Consider the following 21,012-nt stretch of genomic DNA (forward strand, 5'->3'; position numbering starts at 1 on the left):
CCCCTCAGCCCCTCAGTCCCATTCCAGGCCGCCGCGCCGCCACACGTACGCGTAGGCGACGAAGACGGTGAGCACGAAGAGCAGCATCTCCACGAGCCCGAAAATCCCCAGGGCGTCGAAGGTGACGGCCCAGGGGTAGAGGAAGACGATCTCGATGTCGAAGACGATGAAGAGCATCGCCGTCAGGTAGTACTTGATCGGGAAGCGGCCGCCCCCGGCGGGAGTGGGCGTCGGTTCGATGCCGCACTCGTACGCCTCAAGCTTTGCCCTGTTGTACCGCTTTGGCCCGATAAGCGTGGCCATGACCACGGAGAAGATCGCAAACCCCGCACCCAGGGCACCGAGCACGAGGACGGGCGCGTACGCATTCACGCTCCTCGCTCCTTCCAGTCGTCCTTGACCGTTGGACCGCACCGCCGGCTGTGAAAGATCGCCCCCATGTGAGGCAGTTCACAAGCCCGACTGCCCCGCATCTTATGCCCGCCCCTCTGTGATCTGCGACACGGGGTACAGCAAGGAGTTTGTGATCTCCACCACCAGGCGAAGGATCATGAAGTCGGATGAGCGATGACCTTGTTACGCGAAGCGCCCAGGTAGTCACCAGATGTGACATCCGTACCGGAAATCGCTGCTCGGAAGGGGTGTCGCACTATCAAGTGTTGGCCCATGCAGGCAAATTGGCACTGGACGCATCCGGGTGATAAAGGAACTGCCCATCGCCCGGTCGGGGGTTGTCGCGTACGGAAGTGGACGCGTGCACGGATTCACGAATGGTCACGGGGCGATAACGTGATCTGCGTCACGTCGCGGGAGTCCCGAAAAGAAGGGGGCTTGGCCATCGGCGTCAAGAGGTGGTAAGCGTCGGGCAATTCGGGCTTTTCATTGAAAACCCGTGATCAAGGGCCGGATGAGCGCTGCCCGATTTGCCCGTTACGGCGTCAATAAGGGCGCCAGAGAAGCGGATTCGGCGCCTCCAAACCTAACTGTGGCGCAACGCACGTTTCTTGAAGGGAACCGTGAAGCCCTGATAGCGGTTGTTCCCATGTCCCACACCGCTCACATACCCAGCCACCGGAAGCCCCGCCGCAGCGCCTCGAAGATGGCGCTCCGCGCCGGAGTTGCCGGTGGCGTCCTCGGCACCATCGCGGTGGCCGGTGCTGCCGGGCCGGCGAATGCCGAGCCGGTGACCGAGACCATCGAAATGCCCACCCTGGGCTCCCTCGACGCCGCCGGCGGCCTCGCCAGCGCCGTCGCCGCCTCCGCCGAGGCCTCCCAGCAGGAGGCCCTCGACCAGAGCCTCCAGACCCAGGAGGACGCGGCCCTGCAGAAGGCCGCCAAGGAGGCCAAGAAGGCCAAGGCCGAGGCCGAGCGCAAGGCCGCGGCCGAGCGCGCCGAAGAGGCCCGCCTCAAGGCCGAGAAGGAGCGCCAGGAGGCCGCGGCGCGCGCCTCGCGCGACAGCGCCCGCACCCAGCTCACCTCCACGAGCTCCTCGAACGACGGCGGCTCCTCGTCCGACGGCGGCTCCACCGCCTCCGACAGCGGCAGCCAGACGCAGGCCCCCTCCGGCGCCGCCGCCACGATCGTGGCCTTCGCCCGCGCCCAGATCGGCGACGCCTACGTCTCCGGCGGCACCGGCCCCAACTCCTGGGACTGCTCCGGCCTCGTCCAGGCCGCCTACCGCGCGGCCGGCATCGACCTGCCCCGCATCTCGTACCAGCAGTCGAGCATGGGCACCGAGGTCTCCCTGAGCAACCTCCAGCCGGGCGACGTCCTGTACTGGGGCAGCCGCAGCGGCTCGTACCACGTCGCCATCTACGTCGGCGGCGGCAAGTACGTCGGCGCGCAGAACCCGTCCTCCGGCGTGGTCGAGCACACCATGGACTGGGACACCCCCTCGGGCGCCGTCCGCATCCTCTGATCGTCCCGCTCACGTCGAAGGGCCGTCACTCCTCGGGGGAGCGACGGCCCTTCGGCGTACCGGAGGCTAGGGCCTGATCCGACGCGAATGGTCAGACAGGCCCTAGCGGCGCAGCGCCTCCGCCGGCTCGATCCGCGAGGCCCGCCAGGCCGGGTAGAGGCCGGCGACGACACCCGTGACCAGGCCGACGGCCGGGGCCGCGACGACCGTCCCCGTGTGCATCACCGGCGTCCAGTCCCGTACGAGCGCCACCGCGATCACCGTGGACACCCCGAGGGCCGTACCGACGAGCCCGCCCATCGTGCCCAGAGCACCCGATTCCGTGAGGAACTGGACGGTGATGTGGCGGCCCCGGGCGCCGAGGGCCCGCCTCAGACCGATCTCACCGGTCCGTTCGAGCACCGCCACGAGCGTCGTGTTGGCGATCCCGACCGCGCCGATCACCAGCGAGACCGCCGCGAGGAGCAGGAACAGCTGGTCGAGGTCGTCGGTCACGCCCGCACGCAGGGTCCTGGGGTCCGGCGGCGGGACGGCCTTCAGGTACTCCGGATGGTCCGGGCGCAGCGCGACCGGCGCCTCCCGCGCGATCTGGGCGGCCGCGCCCGTCGCGGTCGTGATCAGCATCTTCGCGTCGCCCTGCTGCGGCGGCCCCCACAGCTTCTCGGCGGTCGTCCGGGGCACGGTGACCGACATCAGGACGTCGGCCCTGCGCTTCACGTCGTCGATGATCCCGGCGACCGTGAACGGCTCGTCGCCGATGAACACCGCGGGGCTCGTCTCCAGGGTCGTGATGCCGAGCCGGTCCGCCACGGCCTTGCCGAGCACCGCGACCGGCTGGGCGGACCCGGACGCGAACTCGTCGTACAGGCGGCCCTGGGCGAGCGTCGGCTCCGCCGCCCGCAGCGCCCCGGGGGACGCCGCGACGACGTCGATCCGCTCGCTGCCCGTGCCGTCGCCGACCGGCGCGGAGCGGACGGCCGTGCCGGGCGCCAGGCGGACGTTCCAGTAGACGCCGGCGTCCTCGACGCCGCCGAGCCGTTCGATCCGGGCGTCCGCGTCGGCCGGGAAGGCGGGGTCGGCGAACTCGTTCTGGTCGCGGGCGACGTCCTCGACGGTCACCTCGGTGGCCGTGAGGACGTTGAACCGCGAGTCGATCTGCGAGGAGGTCGTCGCGGTCAGCCCGAGGATCGCCACGAACGTGCCGACGCCGAGGACGGTGCCGAGCGCGGTCAGGACCGAGCGCCCCGGCCGCTGGAGCATTCCGGCGACGGCCTCGGCGAGGACGTCGCGGGCCGCGAGCCGGGAGGGCTCGACCACCCGGCGCCGCTTCGGGGACTTCTCGCGGGGCTCGGTGCGGGGCTCTTCGCGGGGTGCCTCGCCCTTCGGGGATCGCTTCGGGGATCGCTGCGGAGAGCGCTTCGGTGATCGCGTCACGCTCGCGCCTCCCTCGACGGCTCGCTCAGGATCCCGTCGCGGATCGTCACCGTGCGCTGCCCGCGTTCCGCCACCTCCGCGTCATGGGTGATCACGACGATCGTCATCCCGGACGCGTGCAGCTCGCCCAGCAGGTCGAGGACGGACCCGGCGTTGTCCGAGTCGAGGTTGCCGGTCGGTTCGTCGCACAGCAGCAGCGACGGGCGGCCGGCCAGGGCCCTTGCGATGGCCACCCGCTGGCGTTCGCCGCCGGACAGCCGGCCCGGCAGCGCGTCGGCCCGGTGGCCGAGCCCCACCCGTTCGAGCGCGGTACGGGCACGGGCGCGGCGCTCGGCGCGGGGCACCGCCGAGTACACCATCGAGAGCGTGACGTTCTCGGTGGCGCTGCGGTGCGGCAGGAGGTGGAAGGACTGGAAGACGAAGCCGATCCGCCGGCCGCGCAGGGCCGTCCGTTCTCCGTCGCGCAGCGCCGCCGTGTCGATGCCGTCCAGGAGGTACGTGCCGCCGGTGGGCGCGTCGAGGAGCCCCGCGACGTTCAGGAAGGTCGACTTGCCCGAGCCCGACGGGCCGACGACGGTGATGAACTCGCCGCGGTGGACGGTGAGTTCGCACGGTCTCAGGGCGGCGACGGGCGGCGGGCCCGGGTAGGTCAGGCTCACCCCCCGGAACTCGATGACGGGGACGTCCTGATCGCCCGTGCCGGCCGGCTCGGCCGCCCGGCCCGTCTCGCCGGTGCCGCTCACGGCGACCCCTGGGGGTTCCCCGAGGCCGCGCCCGGGTTCACCCCGGTGACCACCTCGTCGCCCTGCTTCAGAGCGCCGGGGGCGAGCGGGACGACCTCCACGAAGCCGTCGCCGGTCGTGCCGGTCCGCACCTCGATCCGCTGCTGCCGGCCGGTGCCGTCGACGGTGGTGACGACCGTCTTGCCGTCCACGCCCGCGGAGACGGCGGTGACCGGGACGACCAGGGCCTTGCCGTCGGTGGAGGCGGCCTCGACGGTGAGGCGCACCTCCTGTCCGGCGAGGCCGGACGGCAGTTCGCGGGCCGGGTCGACGGTGACGAGGTAGCCGACGGCGCCGTTGCCCTGCGCGTCGTCCCCTCCCCCGCCGTTGCCGCTGTTCCCGTCGGGGCCCGTTCCCTGGGAGCCGGACTGCTGGTCCTGCTGCGACGGGGTGTCGGCGACGGACACGACCTTGCCGGCCGTCTCCCGTCCCGTCCCCTCGTCGAGGATCCGCACCTTCTGCCCCGCCCGGATCATCCCCTTCTGGTGCTCCTGGAGATAGCCCTGGGCCATGAGCTTGCCGGAGGAGAGGGTCATCGCGGTGCCGGAGGCCTGCGCCCCCGGCCGGGCCGTGACGGTGGCGACCCGGGCGGGGAAGGCCCGTACGAACACGACCTCGGCCGCCGGCACCATCGGACCGGCCGCCGCCTCCGCCTTCGCGAGCGCCTCGCGCGCGGTGTCCAGGTCCTCGGCGGCCCGGTCGCGCGCCTTCTTCAGCGTCTTCTTCTGCTTGTCGTCCGTGTTGGCCGCGAGCGCGTCGCGGGCGTCCACGAGGGCCCGCTCGGCACCGGTGACGGAGGTCCTGGCGCCGTCCACGGCCGCGCCGTCGTCGTCGACGGCGGGCTTCGGGTCGTAGCCGATGGAGGAGTAGAACTCCTCGACCGCGTTCTTCGTGCCCGGCCCGAAGGTTCCCCTCTCGTCGCCGCCACGGCCGTGGCCGAGCGCGTCGAGCGCGTCCTGGAGCTGCCTCACGTCGTCGCCGGTGGCGCCGGGCTTGAGGTCCCGGTAGACGGGCAGGCTCCCGCGGAGCACGAAGACGGGCCGGCCGGATATCTCCAGGAGCACCTTCCCCGAGCGCACCGCGTCCCCGCTCTTCACGGACACCTTGGTGATCACGGGGGCGGCGCCGCCCTCGCCGCCCGCCGAGACGGGCGCGACCTGGATGCTCTGGCCGGCCGCGACGGTGCCGCGCAGGACGACCGTCTCCGCGAGGACCCGGTTCTCGACCCGGGCGATCAGCACGTCCTGCGGCGGCGGCTCGGCGTCGGCCGCGACCTGCGCGGGCGACCTGATGAAGGCGGTGGCCGCCACGCCGGCGCCGGTCAGGGCCACCGCCCCCGCGACGAGGGCGGCGACCCAGAACCGGCGCCGGTTCATCCGGGCGCCCCCGGCGTCGCCGCCGGGGGTCCTGGAGCTGTCCGCGACCCCGGCCGGCGGCTCGCCGCCGGCCGGGGCCGTACCTGCCGGGGTGTCGTCAGCCACCGACGACCGTCCCGCCGTCCCCGCCCGTGCCCTTGGGGCTGCAGGCCTTCAGCGCCTCGATCACCTTCGGGTCGCCCTTCACCCGCTCGGCCAGCGCCCCGGCGAGCGCCACCTCGCCGGTCGCCGGGTCGGGGTCCGGGTAGTCGGCGACGCCCTCCTTGCGCATGCAGGCGGAGAGCTTCTCGGCGGCTTCGAGGCGGGCCGGGTCGACCTTGCCCCTCGCGGGCAGCTTCGCGGCGCACGCCCTCTCCGCCGCGGCGATCGCGTCGGGCTTGTTGGCGTCCTTGTCGACGCGCTTCTGCCCGCCCCCGGTGTCCTGGAGCTTGAGCCCCTGGGCGCCGAGGCAGTCGTAGTACGCGGCCCAGTCCGCGGCGCCCTGCGAGGCTCCGGCGGAGGGGTCGGCGGAGGGGGCCGCGGCCGAGGGGGCGGCGGGGGCGGACGAGGCTCCGGTGCTCGGTTCCGACCGGGTCGCGCCGTCCCCGTCACTCGAGCACCCCCCGAGCCCGAGGGCGAGGATGAGTACGGGCAGAGCCATGAGGCGTCTCATCAGAAACGGTCCTTCCGACGGGGATCTCCCCGTCTACGGGGCGTCACGGGAACGCGCAGGAGGGGGCCGACGCGGCGTTGCGCTCCGCCACGTACAAGGCCCCTGCGCGGTAGGTCGCCGGCGCCCGGCGGGCACCTCGACACGACGAGCATAGCCGCGGCCGGCCCGGCCGGTAACTGTCTCAACGGACAGTGGACGCAACCGAGTTGGCGATGCTCGTATGGATCCCGGCCCACTCCGGGCCACAGTCAACCCATCAGTCACAGCTACGTGAAAGGCAACGACATGCAGCGCACTGCACTCCGTCGCGTCGCCGCCACGGCCATCGCGCTCGCCGCCCTCGGCGCCGGCGCGCTCGCCACGGCCGGCTCGGCCTCCGCGGCCACCGGCAAGAACGGCTACCTGGAGAGCGGCGAGTTCGGCCTGTACTACAACTCCAACACGTCCGGTGCCGTCTGGGACCTCTACGTGGCGGACCCGAACTTCTGGGGCGAGACCTTCCCCGGCCCGGGCAACGGCACCGGCCAGTGGGTGAACGACAACACCGCCTCGTACTACAACCACGACTCGCTGACCTGGTGGGTCTACACCGACGCGGACGCGGGTGGCGATGAGGGCGACCTCCCGCCCGGTTACGTCGGCAACGCGAGCGCCCGGTTCAAGAACCTGATCTCCTCCGCGTACCACTACAAGGCGCGTTGATCCCTGGGATCGACACCGCCCGCTGAACCGCCGGTGTAGCTTCCGGACCCCGGCACACGCACGAACGAGGCAGCCGTTGCTCCGCCCGAATGAGGCGGGCAGAGCAACGGCTGCTCCCATGGTAGACACGCACCCGTCTCTGGAGCAGCCCCATGCGCCCACTCGCCGCCCGCGCGACCGTTCTCCTGTTGAGCGCGGCGCTCCTCACCGCCTGTTCCTCCGAGTCCGGCGGCGGTGGCGGCGATTCCGCGAAGGAACCGGAGATCGGCACGGTCCCCCGGATGCTGTCGACGGCCGGTCTCTCCTACCCCCTCGACGGCTACGCGACCACCGAGGACCAACGGCGCAAGCTGGAGAAGGCGCAGTCCCGGGTGACCGGCGACTGCATGAAGCGCTTCGGCTTCGACTACGAGCTGCCCCTGTCCCCCGCCCCGATCGGCCGGTCCGGGGACTCCCGCCGCTACGGCCTCACCGACCCCGCGATCGCGGCCCGCTACGGCTACGTCCCCAACAGGGGCGCCCAGCCGCCGGCGAAGCCGGCCGCTCGGGACCTCGGCCCGAACGGCAAGCTCGCGCTCGACGGCCCCGACGGGTACAAGGGCCCCCAGCCGATGAGCCTGGAGGAGGCCAAGGGCAAGGACAGCGGCAAGACCGTCAACGGGCAGAAGGTGCCCATCGGCGGCTGCCTCCGCGAGGGCTTCCTCACGATCTACGCGCCGAAGAAGGGCGCGGTGGACGCCATGTTCGTCACCAACGTGCGGATGGACGCGTTCTCCCGGTCCCGTGAGGACTCCCGCGTCGTCGCCGCGGTGAAGGCCTGGTCCGCCTGCATGGCGGAGAAGGGCTACAAGGTCGACGAGCCGGTCAGCCCGCAGAGCGACCTGGGGCTCAACCCGAACACGTTCGGCAGCCCGAAGGCGATCGCCGCCGCCGAGCAGGACGTCGCCTGTAAGGAAAAGGCCAACCTCGTCGGCATCTGGTACACCGTCGAAACCGCTTACCAGAAGCGGAACATCGAGCAGAACGCGGAGACCCTGAACCAGGCGAAGACTGAGCTCAACGAGCGGTTGAAGCTGGCGGCCGGCCTGGGCGGCTGAGTCGTCGCGCCGAGGACGACGGGGCGGCGGGCAGGGCGTTTTCCGGCCGCCGGGACGTCCCGGGGACGTCCCGTGACACCCATGACGCTGAGGTTTCGCCCCTCACCCCGGTTACGGTTCAACCTGCCAGCGAATGCCGTCTCAGGGGGGAGACTCATGCTTCGTCAGTGCCCGTACTGCAGACCCGAGCCGACCGGGGCCGCCGGGACCCGAGCCGCCAGGATCAACCCGGTCACCACCGCGTTACGCCACCTGGACACCCTGACGGACCGCGAGGTCGAGGTCCTGTGGGCGATGCCCGGCGGGGAGTCCAACACGGATCTGGCCGAGTACCTCGGCATCACCGAGCGGACCGTCAAGTTCCACGTCCACAACATGCGCGAGAAGCTGGGCGGCCTGTCGCGCGCCCAGCTCCATCTGCTCGCCCTGCTCGCCGAGGCGGTCTGGCCCTGCCGTCTCTGTCGCCACGACGGGGCCGGCCGGAGCACGGAGCTGCGTGCTCGCGTGCCCCGGCCCCCGATGACCCGGCAGTTCGCCGGAGTCGCCAAGCGCTGCGCCTGACGGGGCTCAGGCCGCTCAGGCCTTCGGCGCCACCTTCGAAAGCCCGTTGATGATGCGGTCCATGGCGTCGCCGCCCGTCGGGTCCGTGAGGTTCGCCAGCATCTTGAGGGTGAACTTCATCAGCAGCGGGTGGGTCAGTCCACGCTGGGTCGCGATCTTCATGACCTTCGGGTTCCCGATGAGCTTCACGAAGGCGCGGCCCAGCGTGTAGTACCCGCCGTAGGTGTCCTTGAGGATCTGCGGGTAGTTCCGCAGGGCCAGTTCGCGCTGGGCGGGGGTGGTGCGCGCGTGCGCCTGGACGATGACGTCGGCCGCGATCTGGCCGGACTCCATGGCGTACGCGATGCCCTCGCCGTTGAACGGGTTGACCAGGCCGCCCGCGTCGCCGACGAGCAGCAGGCCCTTGGTGTAGTGCGGCTGGCGGTTGAAGGCCATCGGGAGGGCGGCGCCGCGGATCGGCGTCGTCATGTTCTCCGGGGTGTAGCCCCAGTCCTCCGGCATCGAGGCGCACCAGGCCTTGAGGACCTCGCGCCAGTCCAGTTCCCGGAACGCGGAGGAGGAGTTGAGGATGCCGAGGCCGACGTTGGACGTGCCGTCGCCCATGCCGAAGATCCAGCCGTAGCCGGGCAGGAGCCGGTCCTGCGGCCCGCGCCGGTCCCACAGCTCCAGCCAGGACTCCAGGTAGTCGTCGTCGTGGCGGGGCGAGGTGAAGTACGTGCGGACGGCGACGCCCATCGGCCGGTCCTCGCGCCGGTGCAGGCCCATGGCGAGGGAGAGCCGGGTGGAGTTGCCGTCGGCGGCGACGACGAGCGGCGCGTGGAAGGTGACCTCGCGCTTCTCCTCGCCGAGCTTGGCGTGCACGCCGGTGATCCGGCCCGTACGGTCGTCGATGATCGGAGCGCCGACGTTGCAGCGCTCGTACAGCCGGGCGCCGGCCTTCTGCGCCTGCCGGGCGAGCTGCTCGTCGAAGTCGTCGCGCTTGCGGACGAGCCCGTAGTCCGGGTACGAGGCGAGCTCCGGCCAGTCGAGCTCCAGGCGGACGCCGCCGCCGATGATCCGCAGGCCCTTGTTCCGCAGCCAGCCGGCCTCTTCGGAGATGTCGATGCCCATGGCGACGAGCTGCTTGGTGGCGCGGGGGGTGAGGCCGTCGCCGCAGACCTTCTCGCGCGGGAACGCGGTCTTCTCCAGGAGCAGGACGTCGAGTCCGGCCTTGGCCAGGTAGTACGCGGTGGTGGAGCCGGCCGGGCCCGCCCCGACGACGATCACATCAGCGCTGTGCTCGGAGAGGGGCTGCTCGGTCACGGCGGATCTCCCGGAGGGGTCGAGGGAAGGACGGGGAAAGTCTATGAGCGACGTGTTCGCGCCTTGAAGCCGCGGTCGCGGCCGGTCACGCCGGTGGGGGTCAGGCCTTGAAGCCGCGGTGCAGGGCGACGATGCCGCCCGACAGGTTGCGGTAGGCCACCTTCGACCAGCCGGCCTTCTGCAGCAGGCCCGCCAGGGTCGGCTGGTCCGGCCAGGACTGGATGGACTCGGCGAGGTACACGTACGCGTCGGGGTTGGAGGACACCGCTCGGGCCACCGGCGGCAGCGCGCGCATCAGGTACTCCTCGTACACCGTGCGGAACGGCGCCCAGGTGGCGTGCGAGAACTCGCAGATCACGACGCGGCCGCCCGGCTTCGTCACCCGGTACAGCTCGCGCAGCGCCTGGTCGGTGTCCTGGATGTTCCGCAGCCCGAAGGAGATGGTGACGGCGTCGAAGACGTCGTCCCGGAACGGCAGCTTCGTGCCGTCGCCCGCCGTGAACGGCATCCACGGGTGGTTCTTCTTGCCGACCCGCAGCATGCCGAGGGAGAAGTCGCACGGGACGACGTACGCGCCCGCCTTCACGAACGGCTGCGAGGAGGTCGCGGTCCCGGCGGCCAGGTCGAGGATCTTCTGCGCGGGCCGCGCGTCGACCGCCTTCGCGACCTCCTTGCGCCAGCGCCGGTCCTGCCCCAGGGACAGCACGTCGTTGGTGAGGTCGTAGTTCGCCGCCACGTCGTCGAACATCGAGGCGACTTCGTGCGGCTGCTTGTCCAGGGATGCTCGGCTCACCCGGCCATTGTGGCAGCCACCCCCCGGGCGGCCGGGGACCGGCCCCGGCCCCTACGAGATTTCCAGGAATCGGCTTCAACCTTTTCCGGCCGGGCGCGCTCAAGGACGGGTGACAGTGCTGACGAAGGGAGCGAGATGCCGTCACCGCTTGGCTCGGACGTCGGGTTCGAGGAGTTCGCCCGATCCGCGCAGACGCGGCTGTACCGCACCGCGTACCTGCTGTGCGGGGACGCGGAGACCGCCCGCGACCTCACGCAGACCACGCTCGCCAAGCTCTTCCAGCACTGGCGGCGGGCCGGGGCGGCGGAACATCCGCACGCCTACGCCAAGACCGTGCTCACCCGCACGTTCCTGGCCGAACGGCGCCGCCGGCTGCGCGACCTGCTCGCCTTCACCAGGACCGGCGGGCTCGTCCCGGCGCGGAACACCGAACAGCCCGACCTCCGGGTCACGCTGCTCGCCGCGCTGGCCGAGCTGCCGCCCAGAGCCCGCGCCATGGTCGTCCTTCGCTACTGGGAGGACCTGAGTGTGGAGACCGTCGCCTCGCTGATGCGCTGCAGCGAGGCGACGGTCAAAAGCCAGTGCTCGCGCTCACTGGCCCGGCTCCGGGACCGCCTCGGCGAGGCACACCTCTACACCGCCGATCCCCACCTCCACCCTTACGCCATCGGAAGCTGAGGCCCCGCGTGGACGACGAAACGATGCTCCGGCGTGCCATGGACCGGACGACCCAGGACCTGCCGCCCCTGCCCGACCTCGCGCCCGTCGCCGTACGCCTGGGCCGCAGGCGCCGCGCACGGGCCCGGCTGACCGTCGCCGGAGGCGTCTTCGGCACGGTGACCGCGGCCGCGCTCGGACTCTCCCTGCTGTCCGGTGCCGACCCCGGCGTCGCGATGCCCGCCGCTCCCCCTGCCGCCTTCCCCTCGGCGTACCACACGCCGGTACAGGTCCGGCCGACTCCGGGCCAGCAGCCGCCCGAGAAGCTCTCCGACGCCGAGAGCGCGCGCCACGCCCAGTTCCAGCAGCAGGTCTCGGCCCTCCTCGACGAACTGCTCCCGGCGTCCGTCGAGGACATCCGGCCGGTCGCGGGCGAGGTGTCCTCGTACCGCATCACCGCCGGCGGCACGACCTTCCCCGTCACGCTGTCCGTCCGGCCCGCGGAGGGCGAGCGCCTCCAGGAGTGCCGGAACCAGCCGCCGAAGATCACCTGCGAGAAGGCCGATCTGGGCGGGGGCCGGACCGCGCAGGTGTACGCGATGGCCGTGAACAGGACCGACACCCTGGGAGCCATGGTCGTCACGCGGTACGGCAGGAGCAAGGTGCTGCTCTCCGTCGACCCGTCGGACACCGCCTCGGCGCCCGTGACGGGGGCCCAGCTGCTCACCGTCGTCCGCGACGCCCGCTTCACCGATCTGCTGAAGTACGCGGACGCCCACCCCGTCCAGAAGAAGGACGCCCCGGTCGAGGGCGGGTGAGCGGGGCCCTACCGCCGCCGGTGGACCAGCCGGCCGCCGATGACCGTCGCGACGCACGTCGACGCGCCCAGGCGGACCAGGGACGCCCGGTCGGGGACGTCGAAGACGGCGAACCGGGCGGGGCCGCCCGGTACCAGGGCGGGCAGCAGCACCAGCGGCACCGGCGAGAACGACGGCGGGCCCGGCAGCCGCTCCGGGCGGCGGCCGACGGCGAGACCGGCCCGGCGCACGGCGTCCACGGCGGCCCGGCCGCGCAGTTCACCGGCGACGGCGACCGTCCCGTGCGCGAGGAGCCGCTGCACACCACGGCGCGCGGAGGCGCCGCGACGGGCGGGATCCGCCCGGAAGATCTCCCGCGCCCGCTCCCCCGTGATCGGCTCGGTGCCGAACTCCCCGGCCTCCCGGGGGTCCGGGTGGTAGGTCTCCTCCAGGAGCTCGGGCCCGTACGGGTTGAGGAGCCCGGGGGTGAGGATGCCGGGCCACCGCCGCACCCGCGCCTCGGGCCTGACCGCGGCCAGGTCCTCGTACGGGCCGACGGCGGCGACGAGGGCGCCGTCGACCAGGACGGCGCTCTCGGGTGTCGCCTCGGCGACGTGCAGGGTCAGCACGGGCGCGTCAGTTGGCGTCGAGGAGCTTCAGCTCGGGGTGCGCCGTGCCGCCCTCGATCGCCACGGAGGAGATGTGGGAGGCGACGCGCTCGTCGACCGGGTCGTTCGCCGGGTCGTCGTGGACGACGAGGTGCTCGTACGTCGTGGCGCGCTGCGCCGGGACGCGGCCCGCCTTGCGGATCAGGTCGATGATCTCCAGGCGGTTGGAGCGGTGCTTGGCACCGGCGGAGGAGACGACGTTCTCCTCCAGCATGATCGAGCCCAGGTCGTCGGCGCCGTAGTGCAGGGAGAGCTGGCCGACCTCCTTGCCGGTGGTCAGCCACGAGCCCTGGATGTGGGCGACGTTGTCGAGGAAGATCCGGGCGATCGCGATCATCCGCAGGTACTCGAAGAGCGTGGCCTGCGTCTGGCCCTTGAGGTGGTTGTTCTCCGGCTGGTACGTGTACGGGATGAAGGCCCGGAAGCCGCCCGTCCGGTCCTGCACGTCGCGGATCATCCGCAGGTGCTCGATCCGCTCGGCGTTGGTCTCGCCGGTGCCCATCAGCATGGTGGAGGTGGACTCGACGCCCAGCTTGTGGGCGATCTCCATGATCTCCAGCCAGCGCTCGCCGCTCTCCTTGAGCGGGGCGATCGCCTTGCGCGGCCGCTCGGGGAGCAGCTCGGCGCCGGCGCCCGCGAAGGAGTCGAGGCCGGCGGCGTGGATGCGGGTGATCGCCTCCTCGACGGAGACGCCGGAGATGCGGGCCATGTGCTCGACCTCGGAGGCGCCGAGGGAGTGGATGACCAGCTGCGGGAAGTCCTTCTTGATGGCGGCGAAGTGCTTCTCGTAGTACTCGACGCCGTAGTCCGGGTGGTGGCCGCCCTGGAACATGATCTGGGTGCCGCCGAGCTCCACGGTCTCCGCGCAGCGGCGCAGGATGTCGTCGAGGTCCCGGGTCCAGCCCTTCTTGGTGTCCTTCGGGGCGGCGTAGAACGCGCAGAACTTGCACGCCGTCACACAGACGTTCGTGTAGTTGATGTTGCGCTCGATGATGTACGTCGCGATGCGCTCGGTCCCCGCGTACCGGCGGCGGCGCACCGCGTCGGCGGCGGCGCCCAGCGCGTGCAGGGGCGCCGAGCGGTAGAGGTCGAGCGCCTCCTCGGGGGTGATCCGGCCACCCGCGGCGGCGCGGTCGAGAACAGACTGGAGTTCGGCCTTCTCGGTCACCGGGTGCGTCCCTTTCGGAGGGGTTATGACAGACCGAACCAGCGTACGCCAGCGCTCCTCGCGGCTTCCGCAGGGTGCGGGTCGGCGGCCGCGGGGCTCCCGCGAGCCGCCGGGAACGGATCGACACGGTGAGGGGCGGGCGGGAGTCCGGCGAATATCCGGTGAATTGATGGTGTGCGAGCCGGTGCATTCCCCCCGGTGCGGGGAAAGGCCCGCCCGACACGCGGACGGACCCACCGGTATTTCTTTCCCGCACCATTCCCGGCGGCTCCGCCGCTATCGCACCGGGGGCGGCAGGAGTTCCACCGCGACGTCCGCCGGGAAACCGGTCGTGGGGCCGGTGCGGCGGGCGAACTCCCGTACACCCGCGAGCTGCTCGGGACCGAAACGGAAGTCGAGCGTGCGGAAGTACCGCTCCAGGAGTTCGGCGTCGAAGGTCTCCCAGCGGGCGGCCTGCTCGGCCACCTTGGCGACCTCTTCGAGGGAGAGGTCGCGCGAGGCCAGGAACGCCTGGTGCACCTCGTGGACGGTCTCCGGCTCGCGCGCCAGGAAGTCCTTGCGGGCCGCCCACACGGCGAAGACGAACGGCAGGCCCGTCCACTCCTTCCACATGAGCCCCAGGTCGTGGACCTGGAGGCCGAGCCGGGGAGCGTCGTGCAGGGAGGCCCGCAGCGCGGCGTCCCCGATCAGCACGGCGGCCTCGGCCTCCTGCATCATCAGGCCGAGGTCCGGCGGGCAGGTGTAGTAGTCGGGCCGGACGCCGTACTGCTCGGCCAGGACGAGCTGGGCGAGGCGCACGGAGGTGCGGGAGGTGGACCCGAGGGCCACGCGCGCGCCGTCCAGCTCCGCCAGGGGCCGCTGGGAGACGATCACGCAGGACATGACGGGGCCGTCGCAGCCGACGGCGATGTCGGGGAGCGCGACCAGGTCGTCCGCGTTGCGGAGGTATTCGACGAGGGTGATGGGGCCGATGTCGAGATCGCCGCGGACGAGCCGCTCGCTGAGCTTCTCCGGCGTGTCCTTGGTGAGCTCCAGATCGAGGAGCGTCCCGGTCCTGGCGAGGCCCCAGTAGAGGGGCAGACAGTTCAGGAACTGGATGTGCCCGACGCGGGGCCGGCGGCGGTGCTGGTCGTCGGTTGCTTTGTCCACATCGCGAGGCTAGACCCGTCTCGGAGTGTGGGCATCGGCGGGGCACGCGCGTCAGCACACGGAGAGGAATCAAACATGCGGGTGACGTGATCTTTCCCTCTACCGCCCCGAGTGCCCTGCGTGCTACGCTCAACGCAAGTTGCAGTTTGGTTTCCCTTGCAGTACAGAGCCTGCGGAGCATGTGACCCGCAGGCTTTTGTAGTTTTCAGACTTGTTTGCAGGTTCTGGAGCAGGGCGACCCTTTGGCCCATAGGAGGGCTCATGGCTACCGGAACCGTGAAGTGGTTCAACGCTGAAAAGGGCTTCGGCTTCATCGCCCAGGACGGCGGCGGCCCGGATGTCTTCGTCCACTACTCCGCGATCAACGCGAACGGCTTCCGCTCGCTCGAGGAGAACCAGCTCGTGACCTTCGACGTCACGCAGGGCCCGAAGGGCCCGCAGGCGGAGAACGTCACCCCGGCCTAAGTTGCCCGGGTCGGCGAACGCGCACGACTAGAGCAGTACCCAAGGAGCTCCGCTCCGTGTCGCCAGGCACGAGCGGGGCTCCTGCCTTTTCCCGTTGCGGGGTCCCGGCGGGGAGGTGACCGTGGAGGCATGAACAGTGCCGGTCTGTTGGTCGACGCCTTCGGGCGGATCCGTGAGGTCGTTCACGAGGCCGTCGAGGGGCTCACGGACGAGGAGCTCGCCGTGCGCGTCGACCCCGACGCGAATTCCGTCGCCTGGCTCGTCTGGCACCTCACCCGCGTCCAGGACGATCACCTCGCCGACGCCTTCGACACGGACCAGCTGTGGACCTCCGACGGCTGGGCGGACCGCTTCGGGCTGCCGTTCCCGAAGGCCGCCACCGGCTACGGGATGACCAGGACGCAGGTGGACGCGGTCCGCGCCCCGGCGGAGCTGCTGCTCGGCTACCACGACGCCGTGCACGCCCGTACCGAGGAACTGATCCGTACGGTCACGAACGCGGACCTGGACCGCATCGTCGACACCCGCTGGGACCCGCCGGTCACCCTCGGCGTCCGCCTGGTGTCGGTGATCGCCGACGACCTCCAGCACGCGGGGCAGGCGGCGTACGCACGCGGGGTCGTGGAACGGCGGTGACGTCGGACGGCGGCGGCTGGTAGCCTCCGGCCGATCTTGACGAGAGGCGACGTTCCGGTTGGGGGGCACCACCGGCCGCCTCAGCTCCAGGGGGAGGCCTTTCATGGACCACCGCATCCGCGTACCCGTTTCCCGCCGGCGCCGCCGTCTCGGCGCTGCGGCCCTCGTCGCGCTCGCCGTCACGGCCGGTGCGCTCGCCACGCCCGCCGTCGCCGCGCCGCCCACGGGCGTCACCGCCGGCACGGCCGCCACCACCACCGCCCCGTACCCGCAGGGGGCAGAGCTGTGGAGCCTGGGCCGTACCGGCTTCCTCACCTGGCCGGCGGAGGCTTCCTATCCCGCCCGCTGGACGCGGCTCTCCGACGGCGCCGTGACCGATTTCCCGACCGGTCACACCGTCTTCGGCTCCCGTGACTCCGACGTCGTGATCGACGAGGCGGGCGACACCGTCGCGCTCAGGGACATGGCGGCGGGCACGGAGCTGTTCAAGGTCGACCTGACGCACTACGGCACGGACAGCCGGGTGGCGGGCGCCGTGCGCTCCACCCTCTTCGTCACCTCCTCCAACGGGGCCGGCGGCGAGAGCCTGCGCCTCCTCACCCCCGCCGCCGGCGGCCTGCCGGCGTCCCGGTCGGTGGGCGGGCTGCCCACGGACGCCACCAGGCTGTGGGCCGTGGGCGTCGCCGGTGACAGCGCCCTGATCACCTACCGGACCGGTTCGGGCTCCGTGTGGGCCCTCCTCGACCTCACGACCGGCACCGTGACCTCCCACCACGCGGCCCCGGACCTCCAGGACGCGGCCGTGTCCGCCACGTACGTCGCCTGGACGGAGCAGCCCTCCGGCGGGAGCGCCACCGTGGTCGCCCTGAACCGCGCCACCGGCGCGGTCCAGCGGATCCCGCTCGCCGCGCAGGACCGCGTGGCCCTCGGCCTGGTGGGCAACTGGATCACGTACGGCCAGGTCGACGGGCTGCTGGCCTACGAGCCGAGCCCGCTCCTCGCGCTCACCGCCCGCGACCTGAACACCGGCACGACCCGCAAGCTCCTCGACCACGTCGTCTCGGACGTCAACGGGCCCGACGGCACGAACGCCGTCCACGGCGGCACCGTCGCCCAGGGCCAGGGCCTGTACCGGATCGCCCCGGGGACCGGCGGGGTACCGGTCGCCACCCTCCTGGCACCCAGCGGCGAGCCGACCAAGGTCGACCTGCTCGGCCACAGCATCCCGGCGACGATCGACCTGAGCCGCAACCGGACCTTCGACCTGAAGTGGCGGCTCTCGCGCATCAACGTCGAGATGACCCTCACCCTGCGCAACACCCGCACCGGCGACACCAAGGTCGAGCACGTCCTTCCGCTCGCGGAGCAGGCCTCGGACTTCACCTACGCCCACTACGTCTGGGCGGGGGACGTCGGCTGGCCGGGCTCGCCGGACCGGTCGACGGGCGCTCCGACCGGCCCGTACACCTGGCGGATCGACGCCAGGCCGCTCAACGGCATCGGCCCGACGATGACGGAGTCGGGCTCCTTCACGGTGGTCCGCAGCAAGCCGCAGCCGCACGACTTCGACGGCGACGGCTCGCCCGACCTGCTCATGCGGGACACCACGGGCCGGCTGCTGCTCGCGGACACCTTCCGCAGCAGGGACGCGGGCAGCGGCTACGAGGTCCTCCAGGAGCAGCACTTCAAGGTCGTCGGGCAGGGCTACGGGATCTACGACAAGATCGAGGCCACCGGGAACCTCGGCGGCTCGGGCGTCGGCGACTTCGTCGCCCGCGACAAGGCCGGGGTGCTGTGGCTGTACAAGGGGCGCGGCGACGACACCTTCAGCGCCCGCATGCGGATCGGCGGCGGCTGGGGCGTCTACACCCGGCTCACCGGCGGCAGCGACCTGACCGGCGACGGACGCGCCGACCTCGTCGCCGTCGACACGGCCGGTGCGCTCTGGATGTACCCGGGCACCGGCAGGGACACCGCGCCCTTCGCCGCCCGCAAGAGGATCGGCACCGGCTGGGGCGTCTACGACCAGCTCACCGCCGTCGGGAACCTGGCCGGGGGGCCTGCCGGGGACCTCGTCGCCCGCGACCGGGCCGGCGTCCTCTGGCTCTACCTCGGCAAGGGCGACGGCACCTTCTCCGCCCGCACGCGGATCGGCGGCGGCTGGGGCGGTCTCGGCCGGCTGGTCGGGATCGGGGACGCCGACCGGGACGGCCGCCCCGACCTGTACGCCGAAGGGTCCCTGTTCCGGGGGACGGGCGACTGGGCGGCGCCGCTGCGGCCGCGCGAGGAGACGTCTCCGGTCCACTTCTGGACCACGGCCGTCACGTACAACCACTTCGCCTGACCTGACGCCCCGACCGCGCGCCCCGGACGATCTCCGGCCGGGGCGGCGGTTCCAGCCGCACAACATGCCGAAAATTCCTTCGACTTGTGTACAACCCCGCTAGTCGATCAAGAGTCTGAAAACGGGTACGGCGTGCGCCGTGCCCGTTTTCACTGGGGGTTCTCTTGCAGCACCGTATGTCCGGGCGCCGACTGGCCGCCGCGCTGCTCACGCTGTCCACGGTCACCGCGGTGACCGGCACGCTCGTCACCGTCCCGGCCGTCGCGGCCGTCCCGGCCGCCGTCACCGGGGTGCGCGCGGCCGCCGAGGCGAACCTGGCCGTCGACACCGAGATCGTCAGCACCGGTGCCACCGGATTCCTCACCACCCGCAAGGACGAGGGCGGCAACCCGCTCCTGGAGTGGCACAAGTACGCCGACGGCTCGGTGCTGCCGATCCACACGGGCTCGGTCGGCTACGACAGCAACTCGGACACCGTCGTGACGGGCGACGGCGGCAGCATGTTCGTGCTGATCGACATGAAGGGCGCCCAGCCCGCGTACTCGTCGATCAACATCGGGACCGTCGGCCCCGGGGCGAAGCTCGTCGGCGTGGTCGGCCAGACCCTCTTCGTGAGCGTCTCGACCACCGCGGACTACAACGACCTGTACCAGGTCACGTCCACCAACGGCATGGTCCAGAAGACCAAGATCTCCTCCCGCCCCAAGAACATCGACTACAAGGTCGTCGCCTCCAACGGCGGCGACTTCGTCGTCCTGGGCAGCGTCCGGGAGCCGTACATCCCCACCGACCGGATCGTGTACTGGTACGCGCAGTCGAACGTCGGCAACGGCTCCGTCGTCGACTGGGGCGGCAGCTCCGGCACCGCCCAGTGGGACCAGTCGTCGACCGGCGCCCTCACCCCCGGCTGGCGGGGATGGACCCACACGGCGCCGGAGGGCGGCCTGGAGTTCAGCGCGCAGAAGCTCGGCACCACCACGGTCACGCGCTTCCCCCTGACCGGCGACCTGACCCGCGCCGTCGTCGCGGGCATCGTCGGGGACACCGTCTTCTACGGCGTCCCGGGCACCGCCACCGCCGAGTCCCCGAGCCCGCTGTACGCGCGGAACCTCGCCGACGCGAACGCCCAGCCGTACAAGGTCCTGGACAACTTCTCCACCGCCGCCCACGCCCCCGACGGCACCCTGCTCGTCCGCGGCTTCGACCAGGACGGCGACGGCCTCTTCCGGATCTCCGGCGGCGCCGGCGCCACCCCGACGGTCGCCCTGGAGTCCACCACCGGCCGGGTCATGGCCGTGCAGTTCACCGACTCCCGGGTCCCCGCGGCCATCGACCTGGAGAAGGCCGGCAGCACGCCGTCCCTGTCCTGGACCCTGTCGCGCGGCAACGCCGCCGTGGACGTCACGCTCACCCACATCGGCACCGGCAAGAAGCTCACCAAGCGCCTCGACGCGCCGGTCTCGGGCCGCTTCACCCTCACCTGGGACGGCCTCCTCGACGGCGTCAGCGCCCCCAACGGCGCGTACACCTGGAAGGCCACCGCCACCCCGACCGACGGCGTCGGCGGCGCGACGAGCCTCTCGGGCACCTTCCGGGTCCAGCGCCAGGCCAACGCCCACGACCTCAACGACAACGGCTCGACCGACGTCATCGCCCGGGACGCCTCGGGCAACCTGTGGCGCGACGACCTCTTCGACTGGCCGGTCGGCGGCCAGGCCAGGACCGCCCGCCGCACGAAGATCGGCACGGGCTGGCAGGTCTACAAGCAGATCGAGGCCGTCGGCACCATCGCGGGCTCCTCCCACGGCGACTACATCGCCCTGGACGGCTCCGGCAACCTCTACCACTACCTCGGCAAGGGCGACGGCACCCTCGCCCCGCGCGTGAGGATCGGCGGCGGCTGGGGCGGCTACAAGCAGCTCGCCGGCGGCTCCGACCTCAACAACGACGGCCGCTCCGACCTCCTCGCCACCGACGCCTCCGGCGTCCTGTGGTTCTACAAGGGCACCGGCTCCGCCACCGCCCCCTTCGCCGCGCGCGTCCGCGTCGGCGGCGGCTGGGGCGCCTACAACCAGATCACCGCCACCGGCAACATCGCCGGCGGCACCGCCGGCGACCTCGTCGCCCGCGACACCGCGGGCGTCCTCTGGCTGTACCTCGGCAAGGGCGACGGCACCTTCGCCGCCCGGACGAAGATCGGCTCCGGCTGGGGGTCCTTCTCGCAGCTCGTCGGCGCGGGTGACGTCACCAACGACGGCCGCCCCGACCTGATCGCGTACGGGACGGGCGGCACGTACGTCTACCGCTCCACGGGCTCGTACGCGGCGCCGTTCAGCCGCCAGACGACCAACCTGTACGCGGGCGAGGGCACGAAGTTCAACAGCGTCGCCTGACCCGTACGGCCTCCTGACCCGTACGTACGGCCTCCTGACCCGTACGACCCGCTCACCCACGCACCTGTACGACCCGCTGCACCGGGGCGCGCCGCCGACGGCGCGCCCCGTTCCTTCC

At 71.8% G+C, this 21,012-nt stretch carries 20 protein-coding genes; 10 read left to right on the plus strand and 10 right to left on the minus strand.

Translation table 11 applies throughout. The annotated features are described in order from the left end of the window. Nucleotides 1-12: 12 nt before the first annotated feature. On the minus strand, nt 13-372 hold the full coding sequence (locus GGE06_RS23180) for an NADH-quinone oxidoreductase subunit A (protein ID WP_053644853.1): 360 nt from the start codon (nt 370-372) through the stop codon (nt 13-15). Nucleotides 373-1,042: 670 nt separating this feature from the next. Between GGE06_RS23180 and GGE06_RS23185 the strand changes: the two genes are divergently transcribed. Further along, a complete protein-coding gene (locus GGE06_RS23185; protein WP_116159448.1) occupies nt 1,043-1,918 on the plus strand; it encodes a C40 family peptidase in 876 nt (291 codons plus the stop codon). Nucleotides 1,919-2,020: 102 nt separating this feature from the next. On the opposite strand, the gene GGE06_RS23190 is transcribed toward GGE06_RS23185, so the two are convergent. The 4 genes from GGE06_RS23190 to GGE06_RS23205 form a co-directional block, all read right to left on the minus strand. Further along, nucleotides 2,021-3,235 carry an ABC transporter permease gene (locus tag GGE06_RS23190; RefSeq protein WP_312883249.1) on the minus strand — a complete coding sequence of 405 codons (1,215 nt, stop codon included), beginning with the start codon at nt 3,233-3,235 and terminating at the stop codon, nt 2,021-2,023. Between the two features lie 113 nt (nt 3,236-3,348). Beyond that, nucleotides 3,349-4,026: an ABC transporter ATP-binding protein gene (locus GGE06_RS23195; protein ID WP_312883250.1), complete on the minus strand. Its 678-nt coding sequence runs from the start codon at nt 4,024-4,026 to the stop codon at nt 3,349-3,351. A gap of 65 nt (nt 4,027-4,091) precedes the next feature. After that, nucleotides 4,092-5,615: a peptidoglycan-binding protein gene (locus tag GGE06_RS23200; RefSeq protein WP_312883240.1), complete on the minus strand. Its 1,524-nt coding sequence runs from the start codon at nt 5,613-5,615 to the stop codon at nt 4,092-4,094. Beyond that, nucleotides 5,608-6,150 (minus strand): hypothetical protein, encoded by a 543-nt coding sequence (locus GGE06_RS23205; protein WP_184931586.1) that lies wholly within the window; start codon nt 6,148-6,150, stop codon nt 5,608-5,610. Before GGE06_RS23205 ends, GGE06_RS23200 begins: the two co-directional genes overlap by 8 nt. 297 nt (nt 6,151-6,447) lie before the next feature. On the opposite strand from GGE06_RS23205, the gene GGE06_RS23210 reads away from it, so the two are divergent. The 3 genes from GGE06_RS23210 to GGE06_RS23220 all read left to right on the plus strand — a co-directional run bounded on the left by GGE06_RS23210 (nt 6,448) and on the right by GGE06_RS23220 (nt 8,522). Beyond that, nucleotides 6,448-6,864: a peptidase inhibitor family I36 protein gene (locus GGE06_RS23210; RefSeq protein ID WP_116159450.1), complete on the plus strand. Its 417-nt coding sequence runs from the start codon at nt 6,448-6,450 to the stop codon at nt 6,862-6,864. A 152-nt stretch (nt 6,865-7,016) separates the two neighbouring features. After that, on the plus strand, nt 7,017-7,961 hold the full coding sequence (locus GGE06_RS23215) for a hypothetical protein (protein WP_116159451.1): 945 nt from the start codon (nt 7,017-7,019) through the stop codon (nt 7,959-7,961). Nucleotides 7,962-8,117: 156 nt separating this feature from the next. Beyond that, complete coding sequence (locus tag GGE06_RS23220; RefSeq protein WP_116159452.1) at nt 8,118-8,522, plus strand: helix-turn-helix domain-containing protein; 405 nt, start codon at nt 8,118-8,120, stop codon at nt 8,520-8,522. 15 nt (nt 8,523-8,537) lie between these two features. Here the strand turns inward: GGE06_RS23220 and GGE06_RS23225 are convergent, their stop codons facing one another. Further along, nucleotides 8,538-9,824 carry a geranylgeranyl reductase family protein gene (locus tag GGE06_RS23225; RefSeq protein ID WP_116159453.1) on the minus strand — a complete coding sequence of 429 codons (1,287 nt, stop codon included), beginning with the start codon at nt 9,822-9,824 and terminating at the stop codon, nt 8,538-8,540. Nucleotides 9,825-9,924: 100 nt separating this feature from the next. Then, nucleotides 9,925-10,617, minus strand: coding sequence for a demethylmenaquinone methyltransferase (locus GGE06_RS23230; protein ID WP_116159454.1), 693 nt, complete (start codon nt 10,615-10,617; stop codon nt 9,925-9,927). Nucleotides 10,618-10,752: 135 nt separating this feature from the next. Here GGE06_RS23230 and GGE06_RS23235 point away from each other — a divergent pair, with 135 nt between their 5' ends. After that, a complete protein-coding gene (locus tag GGE06_RS23235; protein ID WP_116159455.1) occupies nt 10,753-11,295 on the plus strand; it encodes a SigE family RNA polymerase sigma factor in 543 nt (180 codons plus the stop codon). A gap of 8 nt (nt 11,296-11,303) precedes the next feature. Beyond that, complete coding sequence (locus GGE06_RS23240) at nt 11,304-12,092, plus strand: hypothetical protein (RefSeq protein ID WP_116159456.1); 789 nt, start codon at nt 11,304-11,306, stop codon at nt 12,090-12,092. 8 nt (nt 12,093-12,100) lie between these two features. On the opposite strand, the gene GGE06_RS23245 is transcribed toward GGE06_RS23240, so the two are convergent. The 3 genes from GGE06_RS23245 to GGE06_RS23255 all read right to left on the minus strand — a co-directional run bounded on the left by GGE06_RS23245 (nt 12,101) and on the right by GGE06_RS23255 (nt 15,056). Then, the gene (locus GGE06_RS23245) at nt 12,101-12,700 is read right to left on the minus strand and encodes a hypothetical protein (protein WP_116159457.1); all 600 of its coding nucleotides are present in this window, start codon (nt 12,698-12,700) and stop codon (nt 12,101-12,103) included. Between the two features lie 7 nt (nt 12,701-12,707). Further along, entirely contained in the window at nt 12,708-13,907 is a 1,200-nt protein-coding gene (mqnC, locus tag GGE06_RS23250) for a cyclic dehypoxanthinyl futalosine synthase (RefSeq protein WP_184931587.1), read from the minus strand. Between the two features lie 276 nt (nt 13,908-14,183). Next, nucleotides 14,184-15,056: a menaquinone biosynthetic enzyme MqnA/MqnD family protein gene (locus GGE06_RS23255; protein ID WP_116159459.1), complete on the minus strand. Its 873-nt coding sequence runs from the start codon at nt 15,054-15,056 to the stop codon at nt 14,184-14,186. Nucleotides 15,057-15,317: 261 nt separating this feature from the next. On the opposite strand from GGE06_RS23255, the gene GGE06_RS23260 reads away from it, so the two are divergent. From GGE06_RS23260 to GGE06_RS23275, 4 genes are all read left to right on the plus strand, one after another. Continuing rightward, the gene (locus GGE06_RS23260; protein ID WP_030208785.1) at nt 15,318-15,521 is read left to right on the plus strand and encodes a cold-shock protein; all 204 of its coding nucleotides are present in this window, start codon (nt 15,318-15,320) and stop codon (nt 15,519-15,521) included. Nucleotides 15,522-15,650: 129 nt separating this feature from the next. Continuing rightward, the gene (locus GGE06_RS23265; RefSeq protein WP_116159461.1) at nt 15,651-16,157 is read left to right on the plus strand and encodes a mycothiol transferase; all 507 of its coding nucleotides are present in this window, start codon (nt 15,651-15,653) and stop codon (nt 16,155-16,157) included. A 103-nt stretch (nt 16,158-16,260) separates the two neighbouring features. Further along, nucleotides 16,261-18,501 (plus strand): FG-GAP repeat domain-containing protein, encoded by a 2,241-nt coding sequence (locus GGE06_RS23270; RefSeq protein WP_184931588.1) that lies wholly within the window; start codon nt 16,261-16,263, stop codon nt 18,499-18,501. 164 nt (nt 18,502-18,665) lie between these two features. After that, nucleotides 18,666-20,894, plus strand: coding sequence for an FG-GAP repeat domain-containing protein (locus GGE06_RS23275; RefSeq protein ID WP_246532685.1), 2,229 nt, complete (start codon nt 18,666-18,668; stop codon nt 20,892-20,894). Nucleotides 20,895-21,012 lie beyond the last annotated feature (118 nt).

This window comes from Streptomyces nymphaeiformis, from assembly GCF_014203895.1.
GTDB lineage: Bacteria > Actinomycetota > Actinomycetes > Streptomycetales > Streptomycetaceae > Streptomyces > Streptomyces nymphaeiformis.